We start from the raw sequence: 25,218 nt of genomic DNA, 5'->3' as shown, positions 1-25,218 counted from the left end.
GAGACCCCTATCGTGCCAGCTGCGCCTTGAACATCCTGAAGACCCGAGGCTTTTTGGTTTTTGAGAGCCATGAGCGGATCCGCAGACGGAAGCCCCGGTCGGCCCTGGGGCTCATCCCCAGAACCCCTTAATTCTGAACCGATCCCCCAACGCCCTTATCCGGTTCCGTAGATCCCGGGTTCAAGCCATCATTCGCGGCTAAAGCCGCTCCTACCGGATAGGCTTTGGGCTCGACTGGGGTATTACCGGTAACGAGGCCGGAACTCCTGCCCCGAGCGCCGTTTGAACGTGGAAAACCTGTAAGTCTCTCCTACCGGAAGTCGGCTGGGGCCAGGCGGGCCCGGAGGGCCCGAATTTGGGCTTCCACGGCCGCCCGGGCCGTCCCCCCCACGGCGGCCCGTCGCTCCACCGCGGCCTCGGGGTCCAGGGCGGCGAAGACGTCCGCTTCGAAAGCCGGGTGATGCCGGCGCATCCGCTCCAGGGGAAGGGCGCTCAGGGCCTCCCCCTCCCGAAGGGCCTCCTGCACCAGCGCGCTCACCGCCCGATGGGCTTCCCGGAAGGGCACGCCTTTGCGCACCAGGTAGTCGGCGAGCTCCGTGGCCAGCATGGCCTCCTCCAGGGCCGCGCGCATGCGTTCCGGCCGCGGCCGCATGGTCGCGATCAGGCCGGGCATCACGGCCAGCACCGCCCGCAGCGTGTCCACCGCATCGAAGACCGGCTCCTTGTCCTCCTGGAGGTCCTTGTTATAGCCGGAGGGCAGGCCCTTGAGCACCGTGAGGAAACCGGTGAGATGCCCGATGAGCCGGCCGGCCTTCGCCCGGGCCAGCTCCAGGGCGTCGGGGTTGCGCTTCTGGGGCATCAGGCTGGAGCCGGTGGTGTAGGCGGGATCCAGCTCGATGAACCCGAACTCCGCGCTGGCGAACAGGACGAGGTCCTCGGCCAGGCGGCTGAGATGAACCCCGATCATAGCAGCGATGAAGAGGAATTCGGCGACGAAGTCCCGATCGGAGACCGCGTCCAGGCTGTTGGGGGAGACCTGACGGAAGCCCAGCTCCCGGGCCAGGGCCTCCCGGTCGATGGGGAAGGGCGTGCCGGCGAGGGCGCCGCTGCCCAGGGGGAGGGTAGCCAGGCGGGGGAAGGCCTCCTGCAGCCGCTCCCGGTCCCGTTCGAAAGCCCAGGCGTGGGCCAGGCACCACTGGGCGTAGCGGATGGGCTGGGCCCGCTGCAGATGCGTGTAGCCCGGCATCAGGAGATCCGGGTGCGCCTCCGCCTGCCGCACCAGGGATTCCTCCAGCGCGCGCAGCCTGCCCTCCAGCTCCGGCCACTCGTCCATCAGGAAAAGCCGGAGGTCCGTCGCCACCTGGTCGTTCCGGCTGCGCCCGGTGTGGAGCTTGCCGGCGGCCGGGCCGATGAGCTCCGTGAGCCGCCGTTCGACCGCTGTGTGGATGTCCTCATCGGTGGGCCGGAAGAGGAAGAGGCCGGCGTCCAGCTCCTCCCGAACCCGTTGCAAGCCCTCCTCGATGGCCTGCTGCTCCTCGGGGCTCAGGATCCCGGCCCGGGCCAGGGCCCGGGCCCAGGCGATGGAGCCCCGGATGTCCTGGGGATACAGGCGACGGTCGAACGGCAGCGAAGCGTTGAGCCGCTCGAAGGCCGGATCCAGCGGCAGGTTCTCCGCGGTCCCCCAGAGGCGCATCCTCGCTCCTTTCTCGACCCGGATTTCGCGGGTGTGGGGTCCGCAGGGCGCGGACCCCACACTGAGGGGTTCGAAGATCGGGCTTCGTGCCGATCCGAAAACCGGTGGGGCCAGCCTCCCGGCCCGTGGGGGGCCTCAATCCCGCTCTTCGGGAGCGCGGGGAGCCCCGCGCAGCCCGCGGCGGACCAGGCCGTGCACTTTGAGCGGGAGCCCGAACAGCCGGATGAAGCCGGCGGCGTCCTTGTGGTCGTAGGCCCCCACGGTATCGAAGGAGACGATGTCCTCCCGGTAGAGGCTGTAGGGCGAGCGCCGGCCCACCACCCACACGTTCCCCTTATACAGTTTGAGGCGGACTTCCCCGGTCACGTTCCGCATCACGACCTTCACGAAGGCGTCCATAGCCTCGCGCAGAGGGCTGAACCACCAGCCGTAGTAGACCAGCTCCGCGTAGCGCAGGGCCAGGGCCTGCTTGAAGTGCATGGTCTCGCGGTCCAGGCACAGGGTCTCCAGGGCCCGCAGGGCCTCCACCAGGATGGTGCCACCCGGTGTCTCGTAAACGCCGCGGGACTTCATCCCCACCAGCCGGTTCTCCACCAGATCCACCCGTCCGATGCCGTGCTTGGCCCCCAGGGCGTTGAGGGCCTCCATCAGGGGCACCAGGCCCATCGGCTGGCCGTTGAGGGCCACCGGGACCCCCTGCTCGAAGGCCAGGGTGATGGTCTCAGGGGTCTCCGGGGCGCGGGTGGGATCCGTGGTCCAGAGGAAGACGTCCTCCTCGGGCTCCCAGTCCGGGTCCTCCAGGGGGCCGCCCTCGTGGGAGACGTGCCAGAGGTTCCGATCGCGGCTGTAGCGGCTGGTGCTCCACTCGATGGGCACCCCGTGGGCGCGGGCGTATTCATAGGCCTCGCGGCGGGAGGTGATGGACCACTCCCGCCATGGGGCGATCACCCGCAGATGGGGCGCCAGGGCCTGGTAGGCCAGCTCGAAGCGGACCTGGTCGTTGCCCTTGCCGGTGGCTCCATGGGCCACGGCGTCCGCTCCCTCCTCCAGGGCGATCTGGACCTGATGTTTGGCGATCAGGGGGCGGGCCATCGCCGTCCCCAGCAGGTATTTGCCCTCATAGACGGCGCCGGCCTGCACCGTGGGCAGCACGTAGTCCCGCAGGAACTCCTCGCGCAGGTCGCGGAGGATCACCTTGGACGCCCCGCCGGCGTAGGCCCGCTCCTCCACCCCGCGCAACTCCTCCTCCCCCTGGCCGATGTCAGCGCAGAAGGCGATCACCTCGCACCCATACGTCTCCCGCAGCCACGGGATGATGGTGGAGGTGTCCAGTCCGCCGGAATACGCCAGCACCACCTTGCGAACCATAGGAGCCTCCTCGGAAATTCACGTGGGGTTCCGGGATCCAGGGTTCCGCTGTTGGCCTTCCGCTCCGGCCTCATCCTCCGGGAAGGCGTAGACCACCGCCACTTCGTCGCAGCGCTCCCGCAGGGGGCAGCGCACGCAGTCCCGCCAGACCTTCTCGGGGAAACGTTCCCGCTCCGTCACCGCGAAGCCCAGGCGCTCGAAGAAGGGGACGGCCCGGGTGAGGGCGAACACGACCCGGGCCCCGGCCGCCCGGGCGCGCCGGACCAACGCCTGGACGATGGCGCCCCCCGCGCCGTTGCCTTGATAATCCTCGGCCACGGCCAGGGAGCGGATCTCCACCAGGGTCGGGCTCATCCAGACCAGGGAGCCGCATCCCACCATCCGGCCCTCCGCCTCCGCCACGATCCAATCCGACAGGGTGGCCACGATCTCCTCTTCGGATCGTGGCAGCAACAATCCCCGCCGGGCGTAAGCGTCCACCAGGGCGAACAGGGCGGGGATGTCCTCCGGTCGGGCCGGTCGGATCCGCACCATCGGATGCCTCCGGTTCAGGCGTTAGGAAGGGCGGGAGGGAAGAGCCGCCCGCATGGCCTCCTCCAGGATCCCCAGGGCCTCGTCGATGTGGGCCCGCTCGACGATCAGCGGGGGGACCAGGCGCACCACCGTGTCGCCGGCGGTGGTGATCAGCAGGCCCCGCTCCAGGGCGGCGGCGACCACGGCCCGGGCGTCCCCCTCGATCTCGATCCCCACCAGCAGGCCCCGGCCCCGGATCTCCTTCACGCCGGGGAGCGCCAGAGCCTGCAGGCGCGCCATCAGGTATTCCCCCACCTCCCGCACGTGGGCCAGGAAGGCGGGATCGCACAGCCGTCGGAACACGTGGAGGGCCACCGCCGTCACCAGGGGTCCGCCGGCGAAGGTGCTGCCGTGATCCCCGGGCTGGAGGGCCGTGGCCACCGCCTCCCGCATCAGGACGGCCCCGATGGGCAGCCCGTTGGCCAGGGGCTTGGCGACCGTCAGCAAATCCGGCTCCACCCCATATGCCTCGTAGGCCCACAAAGTCCCCGTGCGTCCCAGGCCGCACTGCACCTCGTCGAAGATGAGCAGCGCGCCGACCTCATCGCAGCGCGCCCGCAGAGCCCGGAGGAACTCCGGGGTGGCCACGTTCACCCCGCCCTCTCCCTGGATCGGCTCCACGATCACCGCGCAGGTCGCCTCCGTGATGGAGGCCCGGGCCGCCTCCACGTCGTTGAAGGGGACGAAGGTCACCCCGGGGATTAAGGGGGCGAAGGGCTCGCGGTAAGCGGGCTTCTCGGTCACGGAGAGGGCGCCCATCGTGCGGCCGTGGAAGCTGTGGGTGAAGGCGACGAAGCCGGTCTTGTGGGGGCCGAAGCGGAGCCGGGCGAACTTGCGGGCGAACTTCAGGGCCGCCTCGGCGGCCTCAGCGCCGGAGTTGCAGAAGAAGACGCGGTCGGCGAAGCTGTGGGCGACCAGGGCCTCCGCCAGGCGCAGGTGGGGCTCGGTGTGGTAGAGGTTGCTCAGGTGGACCAGCCGCCGGGCTTGCTCGGCGACCACCTGGGCCACCCCGGGATCCGCGTGGCCCAGGGCGCAGACAGCGATGCCGGCCACGAAGTCCAGGTAGCGCCGGCCGTTCGCGTCGTAAACATACATCCCCTCGCCGTGGGTGAAGAGCACGGGAGGGCGCCGGTAGGTGGGCGCCAGCACCCGTTCCGCCAGGGCGATCAGGGCCTCTGCCTCCATCGCTATGCCTCCGCGAGGATCTCGGTGCCGCCGGCCTCCAGGCCGCTCAGGTTCGTGATGCGAACCCGTCGGACGCCGGCGGCGAGGGCTTCCAGGGCCGAGCGCACTTTGGGGATCATGCCGTCGCGGATGACGCCGGCGGCGATCAGCGCCTCCGCCTCCCGGGCGCGGAGGGAAGGCCGGACCATCCCTTCCGCTTGCACCCCCGGGACGTCGGTCAGGAAGACCAGCTCCTCGGCGGGGAGGGCCGCGGCGATGGCCGCCGCCATCTGGTCGGCGTTGACGTTGTAGAGGCCGCCGGGCCCCAGGCCGATGGGGGCGATCACCGGCAGCAGCCCCTCCGCCAGCCAATGCCGGAGGCGCTCCGCATCCACCGCCGACGGTTTCCCCACCCATCCCAGCTCCGGCAGGGGCTCCACCCGCACCAGGGCCAGGTCGGCCCCGCACAGGCCCAGGGCGGGGAGGCCGGCCTGGGTCAGGGCCGCCACCAGGGACTTGTTGGTCAGCCCCGCCAGGGTCATCACCGCCAGCTCCCGGGTCTCGTCGTCAGTCACCCGCAGCCCGCCGATGTAGCGCGGGGTGAGCCCCACCCGTTGCTGCCAGGCGCTCACCGCCTTCCCCCCGCCGTGGACCAGGAGGGGCAGCGGTCGCATCCGGCGCAGGGCGGCGATCAGGCCCTCCAGGAAAGAGGGCTGGTCCAGCTCGTGGCCGCCGATCTTGATCACTCGCATCGTCTCTCCCCTCCTCACCGCCGCGCGCTCACAGAAGGCCCGCCGTCTCCTCGATCCCGAACATCACGTTGAAGTTCTGGACCGCCTGTCCGGCGGCGCCCTTGATCAGGTTGTCGATGGAAGACGTCACGATGACCATGCCGGCCTCCGGCACGCCGGTCACCGAGAGCACGCAGAAGTTCGTCCCCACGCTGTGGCGGAGCGTCGCCAGCGTCCCGCGAGGCAACACCTTCACGAAGGGCTCGCGCCCATACACCTCGGTCAGCAGCTCGTGGACCATCGCCTCGGTCCAGCCGGGGGCGAGGGGGACGTAGATCGTGGCCAGGATGCCCCGGGCCACCGGGAGCAGCTGGGGGGAGAACACCAGGGGGCCGAGGCCGCCGTGAACGGCCTGCAGCATCTGTTCCATCTCCGGCAGATGGCGGTGAGCCCGGCCGATGCTGTAGGGGCTGAGGTTCTCATCCACCTCCACGAAGTGGGTGGTGAGGGAGGGCTTGCGGCCAGCCCCGGAGACCCCGGACTTCGCGTCCACCACGATGGGGCCGGGCCCCACGGCCCCGGCCTGGGCCAGGGGGAGCAGGGCCAGGAGGGTGGCGGTGGGGTAGCAGCCGGGGTTGGCGATCAGCGTCGCCTCCCGGATGGCCGCCCGGTTCCATTCCGTCAGGCCGTAGACCGCCTCAGGCAACAGCTCGGGGACGGGATGCTCTTCCCGATACCATCGGGCATAGGTCGCAGGGTCCTTCAGGCGGAAGTCGGCGGAGAGGTCGATGACGCGCACGCCGGCGGCGTGGGCCTGGCGGGCCACCGAAGCGGAGATCCCGTGGGGCAACGCCAGGAACACCGCGTCCACCTGATCCAGGGGGGCTTCCGCGAAGCCCACCACCGGGAAGTCCTCCGTAGTGGGGAAGAGCTGGGAGAGGACGTTGCCGGCGCCGCTCTCCGAGGCGGCGAAGACGATCTCCACCGCCGGGTGTCGCCGCAGCAGGCGGAAGACCTCGAACCCGGCGTAGCCGGTCACCCCGTAGATTCCCACACGCCACATCCCTGCGCCTCCGGATCCAGAGCGTTCGGGAAAACAAAAACCCCCCGGACATCGAGTCCGGGGGGTTTGCGCGATCCTTGGGAGGATTCGATCAAGGGCCAATCACCCGCCTCCCCGCACCGGACCCGATGCCCGGCAGGGTCTCCAGACGACGGATGCGTGGGAAGCGGATGAAAGCCACCGTCATGCGGATCCTCATCCCAGGATTTGGCCTTAATCATAATCAGGTCGCTGGGATCTGTCAAGATAGGGGCTCTGGCTTGACGCCCCTGCCCGGGCCCTATACAATCCCTTCGGCAAGGAGGTGGGGGCGGTGGGGTGATGTGCGCTCGCCCCCCGACGGCGGCCTGTCCTGTCGGCCCGAGGGCGCTCCCCTGCGGCGCGGGAGGTCCCATCGGATCTAAACCTGAGGTCCGAGGATGTCGGAGGCCGAACCTCGAAGGCCGGAAGCCCTGAGCGCGGAGTCGATCGCGCTCTCCAGAGCCCAGGTGGGATCCCTGATCGCTAACACGGCCACGTGCCAGGAGGCGGCCATCTCCCACCTTGCGGCCAACCAGGTCCACGCCCAGCGCGCGGCCTTCGGAACAGCGCGGGGCGTGCGCATGGAATTTCGGGAAAGCGCGGTCGGGCTGGCCTCCTCCCGGGAGGCGGAGCTCCACGAGAGCTGGGCCGGCCTGGTGCTCGCCCGCAACCTCCGGATGCACGGCGGGCGGGCCGGGTTGATCCTCGCCCGCTCCGTGGAGGGAACGCCCGCCGGCCCGCAGGCCTCATGGATCGGCCTGCTCCTCGGCCTCCTCCTGGGCACGCTCCTGGGCTGGACCCTGAGCCGCCGGGTCCGTGCGATGAAATCCAGGTCTGGGGGATGAGGACGGCCCCCAGGATCCGCAGGTTTTTCCAATCCTTCTTTGAGGTGAGAGGCGATGGCCGAGCTGGTGCTGAACGCGAAACCTCGAAACGTGATCGGGAAAGCCGTGAAAGCCCTCCGCCGCCAGGGATGGATCCCGGCAGTGCTTTACGGGCGCCACATCTCGCCCCTCCCCATCCAGGTCGAGGGCCGGGAGCTGCAACGGGTTCTCTCCCAGGCCCGGGGCGGCGCCCGGCTGATCACCCTCCAGGTGGACGGCGAGACTCACCTGGCGCTGATCCGCGAGGTGCAGCGCGAGCCCATCCGCCGGGAGATCCTCCACGTCGATTTCCAGGCCATCGAGATGACGGAGAAGATCCGGGTGGAGGTCCCGGTGATCTTCAAGGGCGCCTCCCCGGCGGTGGAGCGGGGCGAGGGCGTCCTGGTGCACGGCCTGACCCACGTGGAGATCGAATGTCTTCCCAAGGACCTCATCGAGGCCATCACCGTGGATCTGAGCGTCCTGGATCGGGTGGATGCGGCGATCTACGTGCGGGATCTTCAGGCGCCGCCGGGGGTCACCATCGTGAGCGATCCGGACGAGCTGATCGCGCTGGTGACCGCGCCCGCGGCGGAGGCCATCGAGGAAGTCCCGCTGCCCGCGGAAGCTCCCGAGGTCGAGGTCATCGGACGCGGGAAGAAGGTCGAGGAGGAAGAGGAGGAGTGACCGCTCCCCCCGCATCCCCCCGTCGATGGCGTGGCGGGCCCCTCCGGAGGCCCGCCACGCGTTTTCCCGGAGGCGTCGACGGTCCGCAAAGGGAGGCCCGAACGCGCGAATGCGGAGGAGAGTCTTTCTGGTCGGCGCAGGCCGACCGTCGGCCGAAGGCTCTCACGCCGATTGAAATCGGCCCCTCAAGGCGCTTGCGCGCCGGGCGTCGGCCTTCGCCGACGCGGAGCGTGCTTTTTCGGTCGGCGCAGGCCGACCGTCGGCCGAAGGCTTTTGTGCCGATTGAAATCGGCCTTCCAAGGCGCTGCGCGCCGGGCGTCGGCCTTCGCCGACGCGGAGCGTGCTTTTTCGGTTGGCGCAGGTCGACCGTCGGCCGGAGGCCCCTGGAGGCCGAATTCATTCGGCGTGCAGGCCGCCGGCCGAAGGCTCTGTGCCGATTGAAATCGGCCTTCGCCGACGCGAGGAGGGTCTTTCTGGTCGGCGCAGGCCGACCGTCGACCGGAGGCCACCGGAGGCCGAATTCATTCGGCGTGCAGGCCGCCGGCCGAAGGCTCTGTGCCGATTGAAATCGGCCTTCGCCGACGCGAGGAGGGTCTTTCTGGTCGGCGCAGGCCGACCGTCGACCGAAGGCCACCGGAGGCCGAATTCATTCGGCGTGCAGGCCGACGGAGGCCTTCCCGGGTTGGGTTCTATGGACCCGCCCGGCCTCTCCGGGCTGAACTCATTTGGCGCGCCCGGCGTAGAGGGCCCGATATACGGCGAGGTGTTCGACGACCCGCTCCAGATATCGGCGGGTCTCCTCCAGGGTGATCCGCTCGTAGAACAGGTCGGGATCCCCCCGCGCCGTCGCCCACCAGCGCGCTGCGTTCCCCGGCCCCCCGTTGTAAGCGGCCAGGGCCACCCACAGGTTCCCCCCAAAGCGATCCCGTTGCTGGGCCAGATAATAGGCCCCGAAGGCGATGCTCACCGCCGGACGATGCAACCAGGACTCCCGATACGGCTGGCCCAGCGCCTCGGCGATGGCCTGCGCCGTGGGCGGGATGATCTGCATCAGCCCGCGGGCCCGGGCCGAGGAGACCGCGTAGGGATCGAACAGGCTCTCCTGGCGCATCACCGCATACAGCAGGAGAGGCGGCAGATGGCGACGTTGCGCCTCCTCGAGAACCCGATCCGGATAAGGCACGGGATAGGCCAGCCGGGCCAGGAAGGGCGGCGCCTCCCGGGGATCCACCCGGAGGCGGGCGAGCAGCTGGGCGGCTGCCTGGACGGCCAGGGCGTCTGCCCCCTGCTCCCGGAAGGCCAGGGCCAGGGCATACAGCGCCAGGGGATCCTCCACGCGCTGCCGCAAGGCGGTCCAGAGCCCGCGCGCCTCCTCCACCCAGCCCACCCGCCAGGCCTCCGCGCCGGCCTGCCAGAGGGGATCCGTCAGCCCCACGGACGGCGAGAGGGGAAGCGTCCCGGTGATCCCCAGGCGGGCCCGCAGCCATTCCTCGGCCTCCGCCCGGCCCGCCTCCGGATCCGGGAGTTCCAGGGTTTCGGGCAGGTCGGTGAGGTCCTCGCCCTGCAGAAGCATGCGGGCCCGCTCCCCGAGGAAGCGCCCGGAGGCCTGGGCGACGACAGCCTGCCACTCCGCCTCCGCCCGCGCGCGATCCCCGCGGGCCAGGGCCACCTTCCCCAGCCAGAAGCGAGCGGCCAGGGCCTCCGGCGCCTCCGGATACCGGCTTCGCAACGCCTCCCATGCCGCGGCCGCCGCGTCGAGATCCCCACGGCCGTAGGCCAGCACCCCCTGCCGATGCCGGGCCTCCGGCGCGCGCGGATCCGCCGGGAAGCGCTCGGCGAGGAGACGATAGAACCCCTCCGCCGCTTCCTCCGCTCCGTTCCGCTCCAGGAGGCGGGCGGCCTCATAGAGCAGACGAGGGGTGAAGGGATGGGTCGGGAAACGGGCGAGGAACTGTCGCCAGAGGGCCACGGCGGACTCCACCGCCCCGCTTCGGATCCACAGCCGCCCTTTCTCCAGCCATCCCTCCGCCCAGCGGGAGGCCTCCGGGTGATCGCGGATCAGGGCGTCGAGATGAGCGTGGGCGGCCTGCAGGTTCCCCAGGTCCCGATAACAGAGGGCGGCCTCGTAGTGGATGTCCCCGTGGTCCGGGTGGGCGGCGATCCAGCGCTCGAAGGCCTGGACAGCCGGGAGACACTGCCCGGCGGCGGCGTCGATCCGGCCCCGCAGATCATCCGGCACCGGGATCCCTGCCTCCACCAGGCGGACCAGGGCGTTGTAGGCGGCAAGGGTATCGGGAGCCTCCCGGATCAGCCGCTGGAGCCGGGCGTAGCCCTCCGGGGTCTGGCCGGCGGTGAGAAGCACCTGGGCCGCCCGCCATTCGATATACGCGCGGTAGGCGCGGTTTTGGGCGAAAGCCAGGATGGCCTCATATTGCTCGAGGGCGGCCGGGTAGGCCTGGAGGGCCTCCAGGGTCTCCGCCAGCCGCTCCCGGAGGGCAGCCTCCTGGCTGGGGTCCCGGGCCGCGGGCAGGGCGGCCCGCAGCTCCGCCGCGGCGGCCTCCAGCCGGCCCGCCTCCTGCAGGGCGAGGGCGCGGCGCATCCGGAGCTCCACCGTCAGGGGAGAGCCCATGCCGAGGGCGTGGCCATACGCCTCGGCGGCTCCGGCCGGATCCCCGGCCGCCCGCCGGGCGTCTCCCCGGAGCGTCCAGACCCCGCGGGCCCACTCGGGGGGCAGCTCCTCCACGGGGGCCTGGGCGAGGACCCGGGCGGCCTCCGCCGGCTGCTCGGCGGCCAGCAAGGCCCGTCCCCATCCGACCCACGCTTCGCCGGCAGCCTCCGGAGGCAAAGCGCCCTGCAACGCTGCCGCATAGGCGGCGGCAGCCTCCTCAAACGCTCCCACCCGCATGGCCCTGCGCCCTCGATCCAGCCACTCCCCGGGAAGGGGCGTGGGGGTCGGCGTCGGCGAGGGGGTAGGCGATGGGGTCGCCGGGACGGTGGGGGAAGGGAGCGGCGTCCGCGTCCGGGAGGGAAGGGAGGACGGCCGCGGCCATCTCGCCAAGAAAGCCGCCAGCCCGAACAACACCACGCCCATCACCGCCCAGCGCCACCATCCTCGGAAGGATCCCTGCCGGTGCATCCGAAGCCCCTTTCCCTGTGGAGTGCTCTTAGACGCAGCGCCTCTCTCCCACCGCAGCCATCCGGGTTGGAATTTAGTTTATCCGATCCCAACCCAACTCCCAATCCCCCAGGGTCGGGGAGGACTTCACCGTCTCCGGTCTGGTTTATAATCAAGTTAGATCATCAGGGCGGATTGACGAAGCGATCGATGGAGTCCTCCGGGAAGGAAGTCGAGATCCGATTCGCGTGGCGCTCGGTTCAGGGCCCTCAGGTGGTCGCCCGGTTCCGGGCGGCCGTAGAGGGGGAGGATCCGGCGATGCGGCGGGTTCTTTGTCGCCTGATGGCCCTGGAGGAGGTGCAGACGCCTCCGGGCGTAGAGGATCCTTTGCTCCGCCCCGAAGGCCTCCGAACGCTGGAAGGGAAGCGCGTGAAGGTCCCCGAGGAAGCCCTCCACGGTCTCATCCTCCCCCTCAAACGGGAGACCCTGACCGGGGGCCTGCGGATCCCCTATTTCTTCGATTGAGGAAGGTGGTCTTGCAAGCGCAGAACACTGGCTCAGGAGGTCAGAATGCCTGCGAAGAAGCCCACACGTAAGACGACGCGGAAGGCGGCGCTGAAGAAGGCGGCCCGTAAAACGACCCGGAAGGCGCCCGCGCGCGCGGTCTCCCCACGCCGCCGGGGGGCCCCGGCGGCGGAGGCCCCGGCCCAGCCCTTCAAGATCACCTATGCCACCCTCGCCGTCCCCAGCGAGGAGCTTCACATCCGCTACGAGGTCGCCCTGGGGAAGGTCCGGGAGAGCCTGGGCGGGACCGTCCCCATGGTCATCGGCGGGCAGCCCCGCTACGCCGAGCGCACCTTTGAGGATCGCTCCCCGATCAACACCGACTGGCTGCTGGGGATCTTCCAGCGGGGGACCCCTGAGGACGTGGCGGACGCGGTGGCGGCGGCGAAGGCGGCCTTCCCGGCCTGGAGCCGCACCCCCTGGACGGAGCGGGTGAAGATCCTGCGCCGGGCGGCGGACCTCATCAGCGAGCGGGCCTTCGAGCTGGCCGCGCTGATGAGCCTGGAGGTGGGCAAGAACCGCCTGGAAGCCCTGGGGGATGTGGAGGAGACCGCGGATCTCATCCGCTACTACTGCGACCAGATGGAGGCCCACGACGGCTACGTCGTGCCCATGAAGCAGGAATCCCCCAAGCACCACAACCGCAGCGTCCTGAAGCCCTACGGGGTGTGGGCGGTGATCTCCCCCTTCAACTTCCCCCTGGCCCTGGCCGGCGGCCCCGCTGGGGCGGCCCTGCTGGCCGGCAACACGGTGGTGTTCAAGCCGGCGTCGGACACCCCCTACGTGGGCTATCAGCTCTATGAGATCTTCCGCGACGCCGGGGTGCCCGAGGGGGCCTTCAACTACATCACCGGAAGCGGGAGCGAGGTCGGCGACCCCCTGGTCCTGCACCCGGACGTGGCCGGGATCACCTTCACCGGCAGCTATGAGGTGGGGATGTCCATCTACCGCAAGGTGGCGGCCTCGACCCGCTATCCCAAGCCCATCATCCTGGAGATGGGAGGCAAGAACCCGGTGATCATCAGCCGCCACGCGGATTTAGACCGGGCGGCCCTGGGCTGCATGCGCTCGGCCTTCGGCCTCCAGGGCCAGAAGTGCTCGGCGGCCTCGCGGATCTACGTGGAGCGCCCGGTGCGGGACGCCTTCCTGGAGAAGTTCCTGGACCTCACCAGCAAGATCCGCATCGGCGACCCTACCCAGCGGGACGTGTTCCTGGGTCCGGTGATCAACCGGACCGCCTATGAGAAGTTCCAGCGGTATATGGAGATCCTCCGCCGCGACGGCGTGGTCCTCTTCGGGGGCAACGTCCTGACCGAGGGGGAGTTCGCCAAAGGCTACTTTGTGGAGCCCACGGTGGTCGACGGCCTCCCGCCGGATCACCCCCTGCTCCGGGAGGAGATGTTCCTCCCCATCACCTGCATCGTGACCGTGGATTCCCTGGAGGAGGCCATGCGCTACGCCAACGCGGTGGACTACGGTCTGACCGCCGGCTTCTACAGCAACGACCCGGAGGAGATCCAGTGGTTCTTCGATCACATCGAGGCCGGCGTGACCTACGTCAACCGGGCGGCGGGGGCGACCACCGGGGCCTGGCCCGGCTACCAGCCCTTCGGGGGCTGGAAGGCCAGCGGCTCCACCGGCCGGGGCGCCGGCGGACCGTATTACTTGATCCAATACATGCGCGAGCAAAGCCAGACGGTGATCGACTGACCGGCCCCGCCGGCCGGAACTTCCCGGAGGGACGCGGCCTGCGATGCTGAGCGGCGTGATCTTTGAGAGCGACGGGTATCGGCTGCTCGGGCGCTTCTACCGGGCGGATGGGGAGGGACCCCATCCCACGCTGGTGATGGCCCACGGCATCGCCGGCGTGGAGCTCAACCTGGACCTGGCCGACGCCCTCCGGGATGCGGGGTGGAACGTGCTGGTCTTCCACTATCGGGGATGCTGGGGAAGCGAAGGCCCCTACCGCCTCACCACCCTGGTGGAGGATGTCCGGGCCGCCGTCGATTGGGCCCTGGCCCAACCGGCGGTGGACCCCCATCGTCTGGTCCTGCTGGGCTACAGCATCGGGGGCTGGGCCGCGGTGCTCGCCGCGGCCCAGGACCCCCGCCCCTTCGCGCTGATCACGCTCTCTACGGTGAGCGACCTGCGGGCCTGGACGCCGGATGAGGCGATGCTCGCCGACTGGGTCCGCTTCATGCAGGGGATGACGGTGGAGCGCCTGCGGGAGGACCTGCGGGCCTGCGCCGAAGGGCTTCAGCCGGTGGAGGTGGTCGATCGGCTCTCCCCGCGGCCGCTCCTCATCGTCCACGGGACCGCGGACCCGGTGGTGCATCACCGCCAGAGCTTGACCCTCCATCACCGGGCCGGGCTGAACACCGACCTGGCCCTCATCGATGGGGGAGATCACCGCTACACCGGCCGGCGCCGGGTGATGATCCAGCGCATCCAGCGATGGCTCGAACAGATCCGCTCGACCTGATCATCCAGATCAACTTCGTCATCGTCGCCGCGCTGCTCATCGCCGCCTTCTCCCTGCTGGTCTACCTGCTCGCTTATTACTTCCAGAGCCGGAGCGCCCGGGGGGCGGCGTGGCTGCTGGCCTCGGTCTCCATCGTCTACCTGGGCGACCTGGTCCTCTTCTTCGTGGCCGATCCCCGGTCCGCGGAGCCGTGGCTCCGGCTGCAATGGCTGGGCATCGCCATCGCCCCGGCGGCCTACGCGCATCTGACCGATGCCTTGCTGGAGCGCACCGGCTCCTTCTCCCCGTGGCGCCGCTGGGCGGTCCGGGGGGCCTACGCCCTGGCCTTCCTCTGGTTTCTGCTCGCCCTGTCGAGCGATCTCCTGGTCCACGACGGGACGGCGGATGGCCGGGCCTTCCATCTGTGGGCCGGCCCCCTCTTCCCCCTGTTTTTGATCTACTTCATCGGAGGGGTGGGCTGGGGGATCGTGAACGCTTGGCGGGTCCGGCAACGGACGCTGATCTCCACCCACCGGCGGCGGATGACCTACCTGGCCCTCACGATGATCGCCCCCGCCGTCGGGGTCTTCCCCTATCTGCTTCTGGCCGGGCGGACCCTCCCGGCTTACCCCCTGGTCTTCTGGGGGATGGTGGGGATCAGCAACCTGTTCATCGGGACGATGCTGTTCGGCATGGTCTACGCCGTCGCCTACGTGGACGTGCTGGTGCCGGACCGGATCGTCAAGCAGCGCTGGATCACCTACCTGCTGCGCGGGCCGGTCCTGGCCACCCTGGTGGCCCTGGTGATGTTCGGGGTCAGCCGGCTGAGCCACGCCCTGGGTCTGCCCCTGGCCCTCCTTCTCCCCCTGGCCGCCGTGGGCACGATCGTCAGCTATGAGCTGCTCAGCGATGCGATCCGCCCCTTCTTCGAGTGGCTGTTCCTGCGGCGGGACGTCTCGGAGCTGGCGCGGATGCGCCGGCTGAGCGAGACGATGATCACCGCCCGGGATCTGCGGCAGTTCCTGGAGGGGATCCTGGCCCTGATCTGCGAGACCCTCCGCTCGCCCACCGGGTTCGTGGTGCGTCGCACCCCGGAGGGGATCGAGCCCGTGGCCGCCTTCGGCGACATCGCGCATGCCTCCATCGAGGCCACTCTGGCGGAGGTGGAGCCCTCCTCGAACGGGCCGGTGCGGACGGACGGCTTCTGGGTGTGGCCCCTGCGGAGCCGGGCGGAAGGGATCCTCCTGGGGGCCATCGCCGTGGCCGCTCCATCCATCGAGGTCTCCCCCGAGGTCCTCCACGAGGTCCTCCCCGTCTGGATCGCCCGGGCCGCCGCCGCCCTGGAGGACCGGCTGATCCAGGAGCGGGCGCTGCAGGCCCTGGAGCAGGTGGCCGAGGAGGCCCGTCGCCTGCGGTGGGCGGAGCGGGAACCCTCCACCCTCTCCCTCATCGAACATCCAGAGTTCACCACCTGGGTCCGGGACGCCCTGGCGCACTACTGGGGCGGCCCCCGGCTGCTCCAGAGCCCCCTGCTGCAGCTGCGGGTGGTGCAGCAGGCGATGGAAGCCCACGACGGTAACCCCATCCGCGCCCTGCGGGCCGTGCTGGCCGAGGCCATCGAGCGGCTCCGCCCGGATGGGGAGCGGAAGCTGACGGCGCCGGAGTGGTTGCTCTACAACCTGCTGGAGCTGCGCTTCCTCCAGGGCCGCAAGGTCCGCGAGATCGCCCAGCGGCTGGCCCTGAGCGAGTCGGACCTCTACCGCAAGCAGCGGGCGGCCATCGAGGCGGTGGCCATGGTCCTGGCGGAGATGGAACGCCGGGCCGCCCGCTTGACGGAGGAAGAGCCCTCCCCGCCCCCGCGCGCGCCGCATCCCGCCCGGGGCGGAGGCCGGGAGATCCCACCGGAGGAGGATGGAGCGCCCCGATGATACGGATCGGATTGGACGCCCGGTTGCTGGCATATCGACGGGAAGGCATCGCCCGTTACATCCTGGAGCTGGCCTCCCGACTCCCCCAGGTCATCCACGATCCCGACGTCCGCCTGGTGATCTTCCAGAGCCGCAAGGACCCCAACACCTGGGCCGCCGGGCCTCAGGTGCGGGTCGCCCATGCCTGGACCCCTCCGCATCATCGCTGGGAGCAGCATGTGTGGCCGCTGGAGGTGAGCCTGCGGCGGGTGGCCATGCTCCACAGCCCCGACTTCATCCCCCCGTTCTCCGGGTCGTTCCGGAAGGTCATCACGGTTCACGACCTGCACTTCCTGAAGTATCCGAATTTCATGACGGGGGAGAGCCGGCGCTACTACGCCGGGCAGATCGAGCGGGCGGTGGCCGTGGCCGATCACATCATCGCCGTCTCCTGGACCACCCGAGCGGACCTCATCGCTCACCTGGGGGTTCCGGAGGACCGGATCACGGTGATCTACGAGGGGGCCAGCGCGGTGTGCCGCCCGCTTCCCCCGGAGCAGGTGCGGGAAGCTCTGGCGCGCCTGAGCCTGGAGCCGGGGTATGTGCTGTTCGTCGGGACCTGGGAGCCCCGGAAGAACATCCCCATGCTGTTGCGGGCGTATGCCCGGTTGCGGGAGCGCCGCCCGGACGCCCCGCCCCTGGTGCTGGCCGGCCGGCGGGGCTGGCTGTATCAGGAGATCCTGGAATGGCCCCACCGCCTGCACATCGCCGATCATCTGCGCTGGATCGAGGGGCCGGACGATCAAACCCTGGCGATCCTCTACAACGGGGCGGCCTTCCTGGCCTTCCCCTCGCTGTATGAAGGCTTCGGCCTGCCGGCCCTGGAGGCCATGGCCTGCGGCACCCCGGTGGTGGTCAGCGACCGGGGGGCGCTGCCCGAGGTGGTGGGAGAGGCGGGGATGGTCCTGCCCGCCGAAGATGAATCGCGCTGGGCCGAAGCCATGGAGGCGCTCTTAGAGGACGCGGCGCAGCGGGAGCGGATGCGCCGCCAGGGGCTGGAGCGGTCCGCCGCTTTCTCCTGGGACCGCGCCGCCGCCGAGACCTGGGCGGTTTACCGCCGCGTTCTCGGCCGTTAAACATCATCTGGTAGGAGCGGCTTCAGCCGCGACCCACTTTTGCTCAGGATCGAGGTCAGCGTGATCCTGTTCCTGGCCCCCGAGCTCCCGGATCCCCCTAATAAAGGAGGCTCCATCCGGGCCTTCCACGTGTTGCGCCGGCTGGCCCGGCTGGGGCCGGTCACCGTGCTGGCCCTCTCGGAGCGCCCGGGGCCGCCGCCGCCCTCCTGGCAGGCCCTGACCCACGAGATCCGGCTGTTCCCCTGGCGTCCGCGCCCCCTCCCGGTCCGGCTGCGCCAGCTGCTGACCTCCTCGCGGCCTGATCTCGCCTTCCGATATCGGACCCCCGCCCTGGTGGAGGGGATGCGGGCGCTCCTGGCCCGGGGCTCGGTCGCCCTCATCCTCATCGAGGGGCTGGAGATGGCCTGGGCCGTGGAGGCCCTGCTCCCGCGCCCCCCGGGATCCCGTCCCTTCCTCCTCCTGGATGAGCTGAACGCCGAATACCGGCTGCAGGAACGGTTGTTCCGGGCGGATCAGCGCGATCCGCGGCGATGGATCGGGGCGCTCTATTCGGGGATCCAGGCCCGGCGGCTCCGCCGCTACGAGGCCTGGGTGGTGCGCGGCGTGGACGCGGTGATCGCGGTCTCGGAGCCCGACGCCCGGGATCTCCATGCCCTGGGGATGGCCCGCATGCCGGTGGTGGCGCCCAACGGGGTGGACACCGCGTTCTTCCGGCCCGAGGCGGTCCCGCCGGCTCCGCTCCCGGAACCGGCCTTCGTGTTCACCGGGTCGATGGACTACCGGCCGAACATCGACGCGGCCCTCTGGCTGGCCCGGGCCGTCTGGCCTCGGGTGCGAGCGGCCCTCCCCGCGGCGCGCCTGTTCCTGGTCGGCCGGCGCCCGGCTCCGGCGGTGCGCGCCCTCAGTGAGATCCCGGGCGTGGAGGTGGTCGGGGAAGTGCCCGACGTGCGGCCGTATCTGGCTGCCGCGACGGTCTATGTGGCGCCCCTGCGGGCCGGCGGGGGGACCCGCCTCAAGGTCCTGGAGGCGATGGCGATGGGGAAAGCCATTGTCAGCACCCCGATGGGGTGCGAGGGGTTAACGGTGCGGGATCAGGAGCATGTGTGGCTGGCCGATGGGGAGGCGTTCGCCGAGGCGATGATCGCCTTAGCCACGGATGAGGCCCGTCGCCGGCAGCTGGGGGAGGCCGCGCGCCGCCTGGCCGTCGCCCGTTACGACTGGGAACAGACCCTGGCGCCCCTCGAGGCCATCGTCCGTCCCCTCCTCCCCCGGTAGGACGACGGCTCGCTGTGGTCCCGGTCTCCGGGGAAGGCATGGCCAGCCGGCTATCATCATGATAGAGCGCGCCGCACAGGATGCCTCGATGAAGGGCTTCACCCACTTCATCTCCGCCCTTGCCGCGGCCACGTTTTTCCCCGAGGTGGTGCAGGCGGCGGCCCGGGGGGCGATCTGGCCTGCCCTGGCCGGGATCGCCGCGTTGCTCCCGGACGCCCTGGATTTCCGTCTCGCCCGATGGCTGGAGCAGCCGGATCTCTCCGTGGATTTCGAAGCGGATCCGCCGGATCCCGGGGTCATCGCGGAGGGGATTGTGGCGGCGGTGGCGATGGCCTGGCGGGAGGGGCGGGCGGTCCGCCTGATGTTGCACACCCTGCGCCTGGGGCCGGACGCCTGGCGGCGCTACCGGGTGCGGTTCGACATCGGGGGTGGGGCGGTGGAGGTGGAGGTGGGCCCGGTGGTGAACACCGGCGGGCGGCCGATCCCGGGGAGCGAGGGAGCGGGCGGGCGGGCCCGCCGTCCCCTCCCGGTTCCCGTGCGGTATGACTACGATCCGGAGATCACGGTGGACGTCTTCTCGGGGCCTTCGCTGGCCTTCTGCCCGGAAGGGAAGGCGGTGCGGGTGGAGTTCCTCCCCTGGCATCGCGCGTGGAGCCATTCGCTGGTGCTGGCGGCCGTCTTGGGGATGGGCGTGGGGGCGATCGGAGGGGGGTGGCCGGGGGTGATGGTGGGGCTGGGGTATGCGTTGCACATCGTGGAGGACCAGCTGGGGTGGATGGGGAGCAACCTCTTCTGGCCCTTCACCCGTCGTCGGATCCCGGGGTTGCGCTGGATGCGGAGCGTGGATCCGTGGCCTAACTTCAGCGCGGTCTGGCTGAGCCTGATCGTGATGCTGTGGAACCTGGATCGCTTTGCGGGGGCGCCGCGCCTGCCGGCGGGTTTCCCGCTGTTGGGCCTGCTGGTGCCGCTGCTCATATGGGCGGTCCGCCGTCATCCTGCCCTTCGCCTCCCGGAGGCGCCCGAGGAGGAAGGGGAGCCCGAACCCTGAGCCCGTCCCGAATCGTTCGTGTGGTATCTTAGAGGCGGGTTCGGTCGTCGTTCTCCCGGTGCGCTTCCGGGCCGGGGAGCACGACGGATAAGGGGTTCCGGCATGCGGCGCCTCTTCCGATTCTCGCCCTCTGTCCTCGGAGCATTCCTCCTCGCGCGCTTGCCCGCTTTGATCTAGCTCGGTTTCAATCCCACGCTGGTTCGATTGAGGCTCGTCTGTATCAGGGCTTTTACCCTGGCCAGGTCCCAGTTTCAATCCCACGCTGGTTCGATTGAGGCGGAAGACGTATTCGTTCTGCTGCAGCCCGACCTCCGAGTTTCAATCCCACGCTGGTTCGATTGAGGCGCTGGAGGGATTCGAGATCCTCAGCGTCCCGGCCGGGGTTTCAATCCCATGCTGGTTCGATTGAGGCGGGTATCTTCCCGTGATCCCGCCGCCGCCGCCCCCGCGTTTCAATCCCACGCTGGTTCGATTGAGGCCTGGTTCCTCGGTATCGCGCGATCCCGCTCGGAAGCTAGTTTCAATCCCACGCTGGTTCGATTGAGGCGGCTACCAAACACCTTCCCCTCGGTGGTTCACATACTGGTTTCAATCCCACGCTGGTTCGATTGAGGCTCTGGCGGTGCAATGTATCTCTCCCCTGGACACGATTGTTTCAATCCCACGCTGGTTCGATTGAGGCTGGTTCCCGCCGTCGGTGGATCTCACTGCCATTGGCTGTTTCAATCCCACGCTGGTTCGATTGAGGCTCCCCCTTGGAGGACCTGGCCGCCTTCATTGGAAAACACGTTTCAATCCCACGCTGGTTCGATTGAGGCCTCGATTCCCATCTACCTGTCCCCCTTCCAGGCCGCCCTGTTTCAATCCCACGCTGGTTCGATTGAGGCTACTCCAGCACTGGGAGGATAAGCGATGCCGGATGCGGTTTCAATCCCACGCTGGTTCGATTGAGGCCACAAAGCACACCGGCATCCCGGATATGCTCGTTTGTTTCAATCCCACGCTGGTTCGATTGAGGCACGGGCCTCTCGCGCCGCGCCCTGGTCTACACACTCCAGTTTCAATCCCACGCTGGTTCGATTGAGGCGTCGTAGCCGCGGAGGGCGATACTTGCTGGTTCCTGTTTCAATCCCACGCTGGTTCGATTGAGGCCTTCTGCCGTCGGTGGTGGCCGTCCCGGCCGGCGATCGTTTCAATCCCACGCTGGTTCGATTGAGGCTGCAAGAAGGACGGAACTGTGCTGAGGGTCCGGATCCGTTTCAATCCCACGCTGGTTCGATTGAGGCTCCGGGCGGGAGATTGTCGCACCCCGGCCAGCTGAAGTTTCAATCCCACGCTGGTTCGATTGAGGCAAGTATCATCTTCACCGGTTTATCATCGGCTTTCTGAGTTTCAATCCCACGCTGGTTCGATTGAGGCCTCGAGAATCCCCAAGACCCTCTCACCGCCGATGAGCAGTTTCAATCCCACGCTGGTTCGATTGAGGCCTGGATGCGGAAGCCCATCACCTGATCGATATCATCGTTTCAATCCCACGCTGGTTCGATTGAGGCCCCCCGGTATCTCGTCATCTCGCCGAAGGACGAGAAGTTTCAATCCCACGCTGGTTCGATTGAGGCCCCCCGCCGGCGCCGAGCAAAGAAGAGCAGATAGAGTTTCAATCCCACGCTGGTTCGATTGAGGCTCTCCCCGCTGCACCTGAACTTTCGCTCCTTCAACAAGTTTCAATCCCACGCTGGTTCGATTGAGGCGAAGTTCGCGCCCTTCCCGGAACTGGAGCTGCTCACGTTTCAATCCCACGCTGGTTCGATTGAGGCCCAGGCCGTCAAGTGGGAGTTTGTGGCCCGCATCCCCGTTTCAATCCCACGCTGGTTCGATTGAGGCTTACTTCAAGCGCTCTCAGCTGGCCGACCGGGCCTTCGTTTCAATCCCACGCTGGTTCGATTGAGGCCCGCTACGTCGGGGAGGCCCGCGATCGCATGATCGCGGTTTCAATCCCACGCTGGTTCGATTGAGGGTCGACAAATACTCCCGCGCGGTCGAGGTCTACCGCGGTTTCAATCCCACGCTGGTTCGATTGAGGCCACCCGGATCGCCCACGCCGGAGCCCCCAAGCGCACGTTTCAATCCCACGCTGGTTCGATTGAGGGGGGCTGGGATTCGTGTGGGTCGAACGGGTCTGGAATGTTTCAATCCCACGCTGGTTCGATTGAGGACATTGGAGCGAAGGACAGGCCTCTCGCGCCGCGCCCGTTTCAATCCCACGCTGGTTCGATTGAGGCGTCGCGGATGACCGCGCCGCGGGCCCCGGTGTTAGGGTTTCAATCCCACGCTGGTTCGATTGAGGCATCACGATTGCCCCCCGCATGTTCGAACGTAATCCAGTTTCAATCCCACGCTGGTTCGATTGAGGCGCGGCGCTTCGTGCGGAGGAAGCGGAAGCGCTGCGGTTTCAATCCCACGCTGGTTCGATTGAGGGCGATGTAGGGCGCCAGATGGCGGTAGATCTCCTCCGTTTCAATCCCACGCTGGTTCGATTGAGGACGTTTTTCCCGCTTCTTCGCTCGCCGAAGTCCGGGAGTTTCAATCCCACGCTGGTTCGATTGAGGAGAATCCTTTAACGTTTGGCGACTTTCCTTTAACGTTGTTTCAATCCCACGCTGGTTCGATTGAGGACGCTGATATCCGCCGTGGAGAACCTCGCGAGCCGCCGTTTCAATCCCACGCTGGTTCGATTGAGGGCAGCTCGCCGGTTATCCACATCCTCCGCGCCTCTTCAGTTTCAATCCCACGCTGGTTCGATTGAGGCGGTGGGCGATGAGGTGATCAACATCGCCCGCGATAAGTTTCAATCCCACGCTGGTTCGATTGAGGATGGATCCTGCGGGCACTGAAGGTGCTCAATGAATCCGGTTTCAATCCCACGCTGGTTCGATTGAGGCCGGTATCTCGCGGAGGCACGCGATCGCATGATTGCGGTTTCAATCCCACGCTGGTTCGATTGAGGATGTAGAGCACCGTCAAGCCTGCAATGACAATCAAAACGTTTCAATCCCACGCTGGTTCGATTGAGGACGTTTTTCCCGCTTCTTCGCTCGCCGAAGTCCGGGAGTTTCAATCCCACGCTGGTTCGATTGAGGAGAATCCTTTAACGTTTGGCGACTTTCCTTTAACGTTGTTTCAATCCCACGCTGGTTCGATTGAGGACGCTGATATCCGCCGTGGAGAACCTCGCGAGCCGCCGTTTCAATCCCACGCTGGTTCGATTGAGGACAGATCGTGGAGTCGGTCCGCCAGGCGTTCTCCCAGCGTTTCAATCCCACGCTGGTTCGATTGAGGACGCGACCAGTGACGAGAATTCGGTGGCAGGCGCATGCAGGGTTTCAATCCCACGCTGGTTCGATTGAGGACGCGCTCCCTTCGTAGCTCCCGATTGGCGCTAATCGGTTTCAATCCCACGCTGGTTCGATTGAGGATTTGAATTTGCAGTGGTAGCAAGTTTTCCACAGCTGAGTTTCAATCCCACGCTGGTTCGATTGAGGATGGTGGAGATCGTTTCGGCGCAGGTGAGGAGCCCGGGTTTCAATCCCACGCTGGTTCGATTGAGGAATTGCCTTCGCGAGCGCCTCCACCATCGGGACCGGGAGTTTCAATCCCACGCTGGTTCGATTGAGGACTTCTCTCCGCGATCGAGGAGGCCCTGTTCGTGAAGGGTTTCAATCCCACGCTGGTTCGATTGAGGAACGGATGGGCTGCGGCTGCGGCTCCCGGGCGGGCGGGTTTCAATCCCACGCTGGTTCGATTGAGGACCTGCCCGGGGATGGGAGGGCCCCACGTCCAACCGTCGTTTCAATCCCACGCTGGTTCGATTGAGGAACGGGGAGGATGTTCGGATCTATGCGGAGCCCTACTGGTTTCAATCCCACGCTGGTTCGATTGAGGAGAGGCCTACTGGCCGTATTCATTCCCGCCCATCGTCCAGTTTCAATCCCACGCTGGTTCGATTGAGGAATGAGATGCTGGTGCTGACGAACGAGAACGCAAAAGTGGTTTCAATCCCACGCTGGTTCGATTGAGGAGGGAACGCGAGTCGTAGTGAAGACGGCGGTGGGATAGAGTTTCAATCCCACGCTGGTTCGATTGAGGAGGGCGGGTTGGTCCCGTGATCCTGATTGGCTTGAGTGGTTTCAATCCCACGCTGGTTCGATTGAGGAGAGGAGGGTGGAAGAGCGGTTGGGTATCAGGGTCCGGTTTCAATCCCACGCTGGTTCGATTGAGGAGCAGTTTCAGATATGTCGCTACCGTCAAGTGAACCCAGTTTCAATCCCACGCTGGTTCGATTGAGGACAAATCCGTCAGCCAGGCCTTCACCCGGCTGGTTTTGTTTCAATCCCACGCTGGTTCGATTGAGGAGATCCGGCTGAGGACGGCAACGAGATCGTGGAGTTTAGTTTCAATCCCACGCTGGTTCGATTGAGGACGGCATAGGCGTGTTGCCCAGCCGGCAAGACGCGCCTGCGTTTCAATCCCACGCTGGTTCGATTGAGGAAATGACCACAATTGCCTTCACCATATCCAGGACGCCAGTTTCAATCCCACGCTGGTTCGATTGAGGACCTATCCTCTACCTGCTTCTTGACTTCCAACGCCACAGTTTCAATCCCACGCTGGTTCGATTGAGGACGACCCCGTTCCTGACCCCGGCTCCGACCCCTACCCCCGTTTCAATCCCACGCTGGTTCGATTGAGGAGAGGGGTCGGAGTCGCCTCCCCCTCGTACTCCCTCGTGTTTCAATCCCACGCTGGTTCGATTGAGGAACAGTATTCTCGAACACCGTAACAGCCCGATCCGCCGTTTCAATCCCACGCTGGTTCGATTGAGGATCGTGGTGTAAACACTCGCCTGTTGTGCCGGATGAAGTGGTTTCAATCCCACGCTGGTTCGATTGAGGACTCTCCATTGCGCGCCTCATAGAGCCCGACCAGCCGCGTTTCAATCCCACGCTGGTTCGATTGAGGATGACGTCTGGAATCTGAACGCCCAGGACGTCAGTAGCGTTTCAATCCCACGCTGGTTCGATTGAGGAACCTTATCCGTGCACGCCAGGAGAACGATCAAATCGAAGGTTTCAATCCCACGCTGGTTCGATTGAGGACTCTCCATTGCGCGCCTCATAGAGCCCGACCAGCCGCGTTTCAATCCCACGCTGGTTCGATTGAGGATGACGTCTGGAATCTGAACGCCCAGGACGTCAGTAGCGTTTCAATCCCACGCTGGTTCGATTGAGGAACCTTATCCGTGCACGCCAGGAGAACGATCAAATCGAAGGTTTCAATCCCACGCTGGTTCGATTGAGGATCAATTGCCAGAATCCAGAAAGGGAGGGGATCAAAAGTTTCAATCCCACGCTGGTTCGATTGAGGACTTGTCTTCTATGCGTTCCAGGCGCGTCAGGATCTCGGTTTCAATCCCACGCTGGTTCGATTGAGGAGAGAATCTGGACGCGTTCGTGCGCGAGATGGACTCGCGTTTCAATCCCACGCTGGTT

General features: G+C 67.4%; 16 protein-coding genes and 1 CRISPR repeat array (1 of these 17 only partly in view). Of the genes, 9 read left to right on the top strand and 7 right to left on the bottom strand.

Annotation, left to right across the window (positions count from 1 at the left end; translation table 11 throughout):
• Positions 1–310: 310 nt before the first annotated feature.
• The 6 genes from argH to argC form a co-directional block, all read right to left on the bottom strand.
• On the bottom strand, positions 311–1,693 hold the full coding sequence (argH, locus tag KNN16_RS09990) for an argininosuccinate lyase (RefSeq protein ID WP_303896701.1): 1,383 nt from the start codon (positions 1,691–1,693) through the stop codon (positions 311–313).
• A 135-nt stretch (positions 1,694–1,828) separates the two neighbouring features.
• Positions 1,829–3,061 (bottom strand): argininosuccinate synthase, encoded by a 1,233-nt coding sequence (locus KNN16_RS09985; RefSeq protein WP_303896699.1) that lies wholly within the window; start codon positions 3,059–3,061, stop codon positions 1,829–1,831.
• Between the two features lie 18 nt (positions 3,062–3,079).
• Positions 3,080–3,595 (bottom strand): N-acetyltransferase, encoded by a 516-nt coding sequence (locus KNN16_RS09980; RefSeq protein WP_303896698.1) that lies wholly within the window; start codon positions 3,593–3,595, stop codon positions 3,080–3,082.
• Positions 3,596–3,616: 21 nt separating this feature from the next.
• The gene (locus KNN16_RS09975; RefSeq protein ID WP_303896697.1) at positions 3,617–4,819 is read right to left on the bottom strand and encodes an aspartate aminotransferase family protein; all 1,203 of its coding nucleotides are present in this window, start codon (positions 4,817–4,819) and stop codon (positions 3,617–3,619) included.
• Positions 4,820–4,821: 2 nt separating this feature from the next.
• Entirely contained in the window at positions 4,822–5,550 is a 729-nt protein-coding gene (gene argB, locus KNN16_RS09970) for an acetylglutamate kinase (protein WP_299287895.1), read from the bottom strand.
• A gap of 28 nt (positions 5,551–5,578) precedes the next feature.
• Positions 5,579–6,592 (bottom strand): N-acetyl-gamma-glutamyl-phosphate reductase, encoded by a 1,014-nt coding sequence (gene argC / locus KNN16_RS09965; RefSeq protein ID WP_303896695.1) that lies wholly within the window; start codon positions 6,590–6,592, stop codon positions 5,579–5,581.
• 419 nt (positions 6,593–7,011) lie between these two features.
• Between argC and KNN16_RS09960 the strand changes: the two genes are divergently transcribed.
• Entirely contained in the window at positions 7,012–7,458 is a 447-nt protein-coding gene (locus KNN16_RS09960; protein ID WP_303896693.1) for a hypothetical protein, read from the top strand.
• A 54-nt stretch (positions 7,459–7,512) separates the two neighbouring features.
• Positions 7,513–8,163, top strand: a complete 651-nt coding sequence (locus KNN16_RS09955) for a 50S ribosomal protein L25 (protein ID WP_303896692.1) — start codon at positions 7,513–7,515, stop codon at positions 8,161–8,163.
• Positions 8,164–8,884: 721 nt separating this feature from the next.
• Here the strand turns inward: KNN16_RS09955 and KNN16_RS09950 are convergent.
• On the bottom strand, positions 8,885–11,299 hold the full coding sequence (locus KNN16_RS09950; RefSeq protein WP_303896691.1) for a tetratricopeptide repeat protein: 2,415 nt from the start codon (positions 11,297–11,299) through the stop codon (positions 8,885–8,887).
• Between the two features lie 189 nt (positions 11,300–11,488).
• On the opposite strand from KNN16_RS09950, the gene KNN16_RS09945 reads away from it, so the two are divergent.
• The 7 genes from KNN16_RS09945 (at position 11,489) to KNN16_RS09915 (ending at position 19,669) form a co-directional block, all read left to right on the top strand.
• Complete coding sequence (locus KNN16_RS09945) at positions 11,489–11,803, top strand: hypothetical protein (RefSeq protein ID WP_299288583.1); 315 nt, start codon at positions 11,489–11,491, stop codon at positions 11,801–11,803.
• A gap of 45 nt (positions 11,804–11,848) precedes the next feature.
• Positions 11,849–13,552, top strand: coding sequence for an aldehyde dehydrogenase family protein (locus tag KNN16_RS09940; RefSeq protein WP_303896688.1), 1,704 nt, complete (start codon positions 11,849–11,851; stop codon positions 13,550–13,552).
• Between the two features lie 43 nt (positions 13,553–13,595).
• On the top strand, positions 13,596–14,324 hold the full coding sequence (locus KNN16_RS09935) for an alpha/beta hydrolase (protein WP_303896686.1): 729 nt from the start codon (positions 13,596–13,598) through the stop codon (positions 14,322–14,324).
• Positions 14,297–16,231: a histidine kinase N-terminal 7TM domain-containing protein gene (locus KNN16_RS09930; protein WP_303896684.1), complete on the top strand. Its 1,935-nt coding sequence runs from the start codon at positions 14,297–14,299 to the stop codon at positions 16,229–16,231. The genes KNN16_RS09935 and KNN16_RS09930 overlap by 28 nt, the downstream gene beginning before the upstream one ends.
• Positions 16,228–17,346 (top strand): glycosyltransferase family 1 protein, encoded by a 1,119-nt coding sequence (locus KNN16_RS09925; RefSeq protein WP_299288622.1) that lies wholly within the window; start codon positions 16,228–16,230, stop codon positions 17,344–17,346. The genes KNN16_RS09930 and KNN16_RS09925 overlap by 4 nt, the downstream gene beginning before the upstream one ends.
• Before the next feature lie 60 nt (positions 17,347–17,406).
• A complete protein-coding gene (locus tag KNN16_RS09920) occupies positions 17,407–18,621 on the top strand; it encodes a glycosyltransferase (protein WP_303896681.1) in 1,215 nt (404 codons plus the stop codon).
• Between the two features lie 88 nt (positions 18,622–18,709).
• Positions 18,710–19,669 carry a metal-dependent hydrolase gene (locus KNN16_RS09915; protein ID WP_303896679.1) on the top strand — a complete coding sequence of 320 codons (960 nt, stop codon included), beginning with the start codon at positions 18,710–18,712 and terminating at the stop codon, positions 19,667–19,669.
• Between the two features lie 181 nt (positions 19,670–19,850).
• Positions 19,851–25,218: a CRISPR direct-repeat array (repeat unit 30 nt; unit sequence GTTTCAATCCCACGCTGGTTCGATTGAGGA); it runs 12,728 nt beyond the window's last position.

This window comes from Thermoflexus hugenholtzii (assembly GCF_018771565.1).
Taxonomy (GTDB): Bacteria; Chloroflexota; Anaerolineae; order Thermoflexales; family Thermoflexaceae; genus Thermoflexus; species Thermoflexus hugenholtzii_A.
This window is presented reverse-complemented; position numbering and strand designations above follow the sequence as displayed.

Excerpts from the sequence above, each read along its gene's own strand:
- KNN16_RS09955 (WP_303896692.1), top strand. The coding sequence starts at position 7,513 with ATGGCCGAGCTGGTGCTGAACGCGAAACCTCGAAACGTGATCGGGAAA.
- KNN16_RS09975 (WP_303896697.1), bottom strand. The coding sequence starts at position 4,819 with ATGGAGGCAGAGGCCCTGATCGCCCTGGCGGAACGGGTGCTGGCGCCC.
- KNN16_RS09945 (WP_299288583.1), top strand. The coding sequence starts at position 11,489 with ATGGAGTCCTCCGGGAAGGAAGTCGAGATCCGATTCGCGTGGCGCTCG.
- argB (WP_299287895.1), bottom strand. The coding sequence starts at position 5,550 with ATGCGAGTGATCAAGATCGGCGGCCACGAGCTGGACCAGCCCTCTTTC.
- KNN16_RS09960 (WP_303896693.1), top strand. The coding sequence starts at position 7,012 with ATGTCGGAGGCCGAACCTCGAAGGCCGGAAGCCCTGAGCGCGGAGTCG.
- KNN16_RS09915 (WP_303896679.1), top strand. The coding sequence starts at position 18,710 with ATGAAGGGCTTCACCCACTTCATCTCCGCCCTTGCCGCGGCCACGTTT.
- argC (WP_303896695.1), bottom strand. The coding sequence starts at position 6,592 with ATGTGGCGTGTGGGAATCTACGGGGTGACCGGCTACGCCGGGTTCGAG.
- KNN16_RS09930 (WP_303896684.1), top strand. The coding sequence starts at position 14,297 with ATGGCTCGAACAGATCCGCTCGACCTGATCATCCAGATCAACTTCGTC.
- KNN16_RS09950 (WP_303896691.1), bottom strand. The coding sequence starts at position 11,299 with ATGCACCGGCAGGGATCCTTCCGAGGATGGTGGCGCTGGGCGGTGATG.
- argH (WP_303896701.1), bottom strand. The coding sequence starts at position 1,693 with ATGCGCCTCTGGGGGACCGCGGAGAACCTGCCGCTGGATCCGGCCTTC.
- KNN16_RS09940 (WP_303896688.1), top strand. The coding sequence starts at position 11,849 with ATGCCTGCGAAGAAGCCCACACGTAAGACGACGCGGAAGGCGGCGCTG.
- KNN16_RS09980 (WP_303896698.1), bottom strand. The coding sequence starts at position 3,595 with ATGGTGCGGATCCGACCGGCCCGACCGGAGGACATCCCCGCCCTGTTC.
- KNN16_RS09935 (WP_303896686.1), top strand. The coding sequence starts at position 13,596 with ATGCTGAGCGGCGTGATCTTTGAGAGCGACGGGTATCGGCTGCTCGGG.
- KNN16_RS09925 (WP_299288622.1), top strand. The coding sequence starts at position 16,228 with ATGATACGGATCGGATTGGACGCCCGGTTGCTGGCATATCGACGGGAA.
- KNN16_RS09985 (WP_303896699.1), bottom strand. The coding sequence starts at position 3,061 with ATGGTTCGCAAGGTGGTGCTGGCGTATTCCGGCGGACTGGACACCTCC.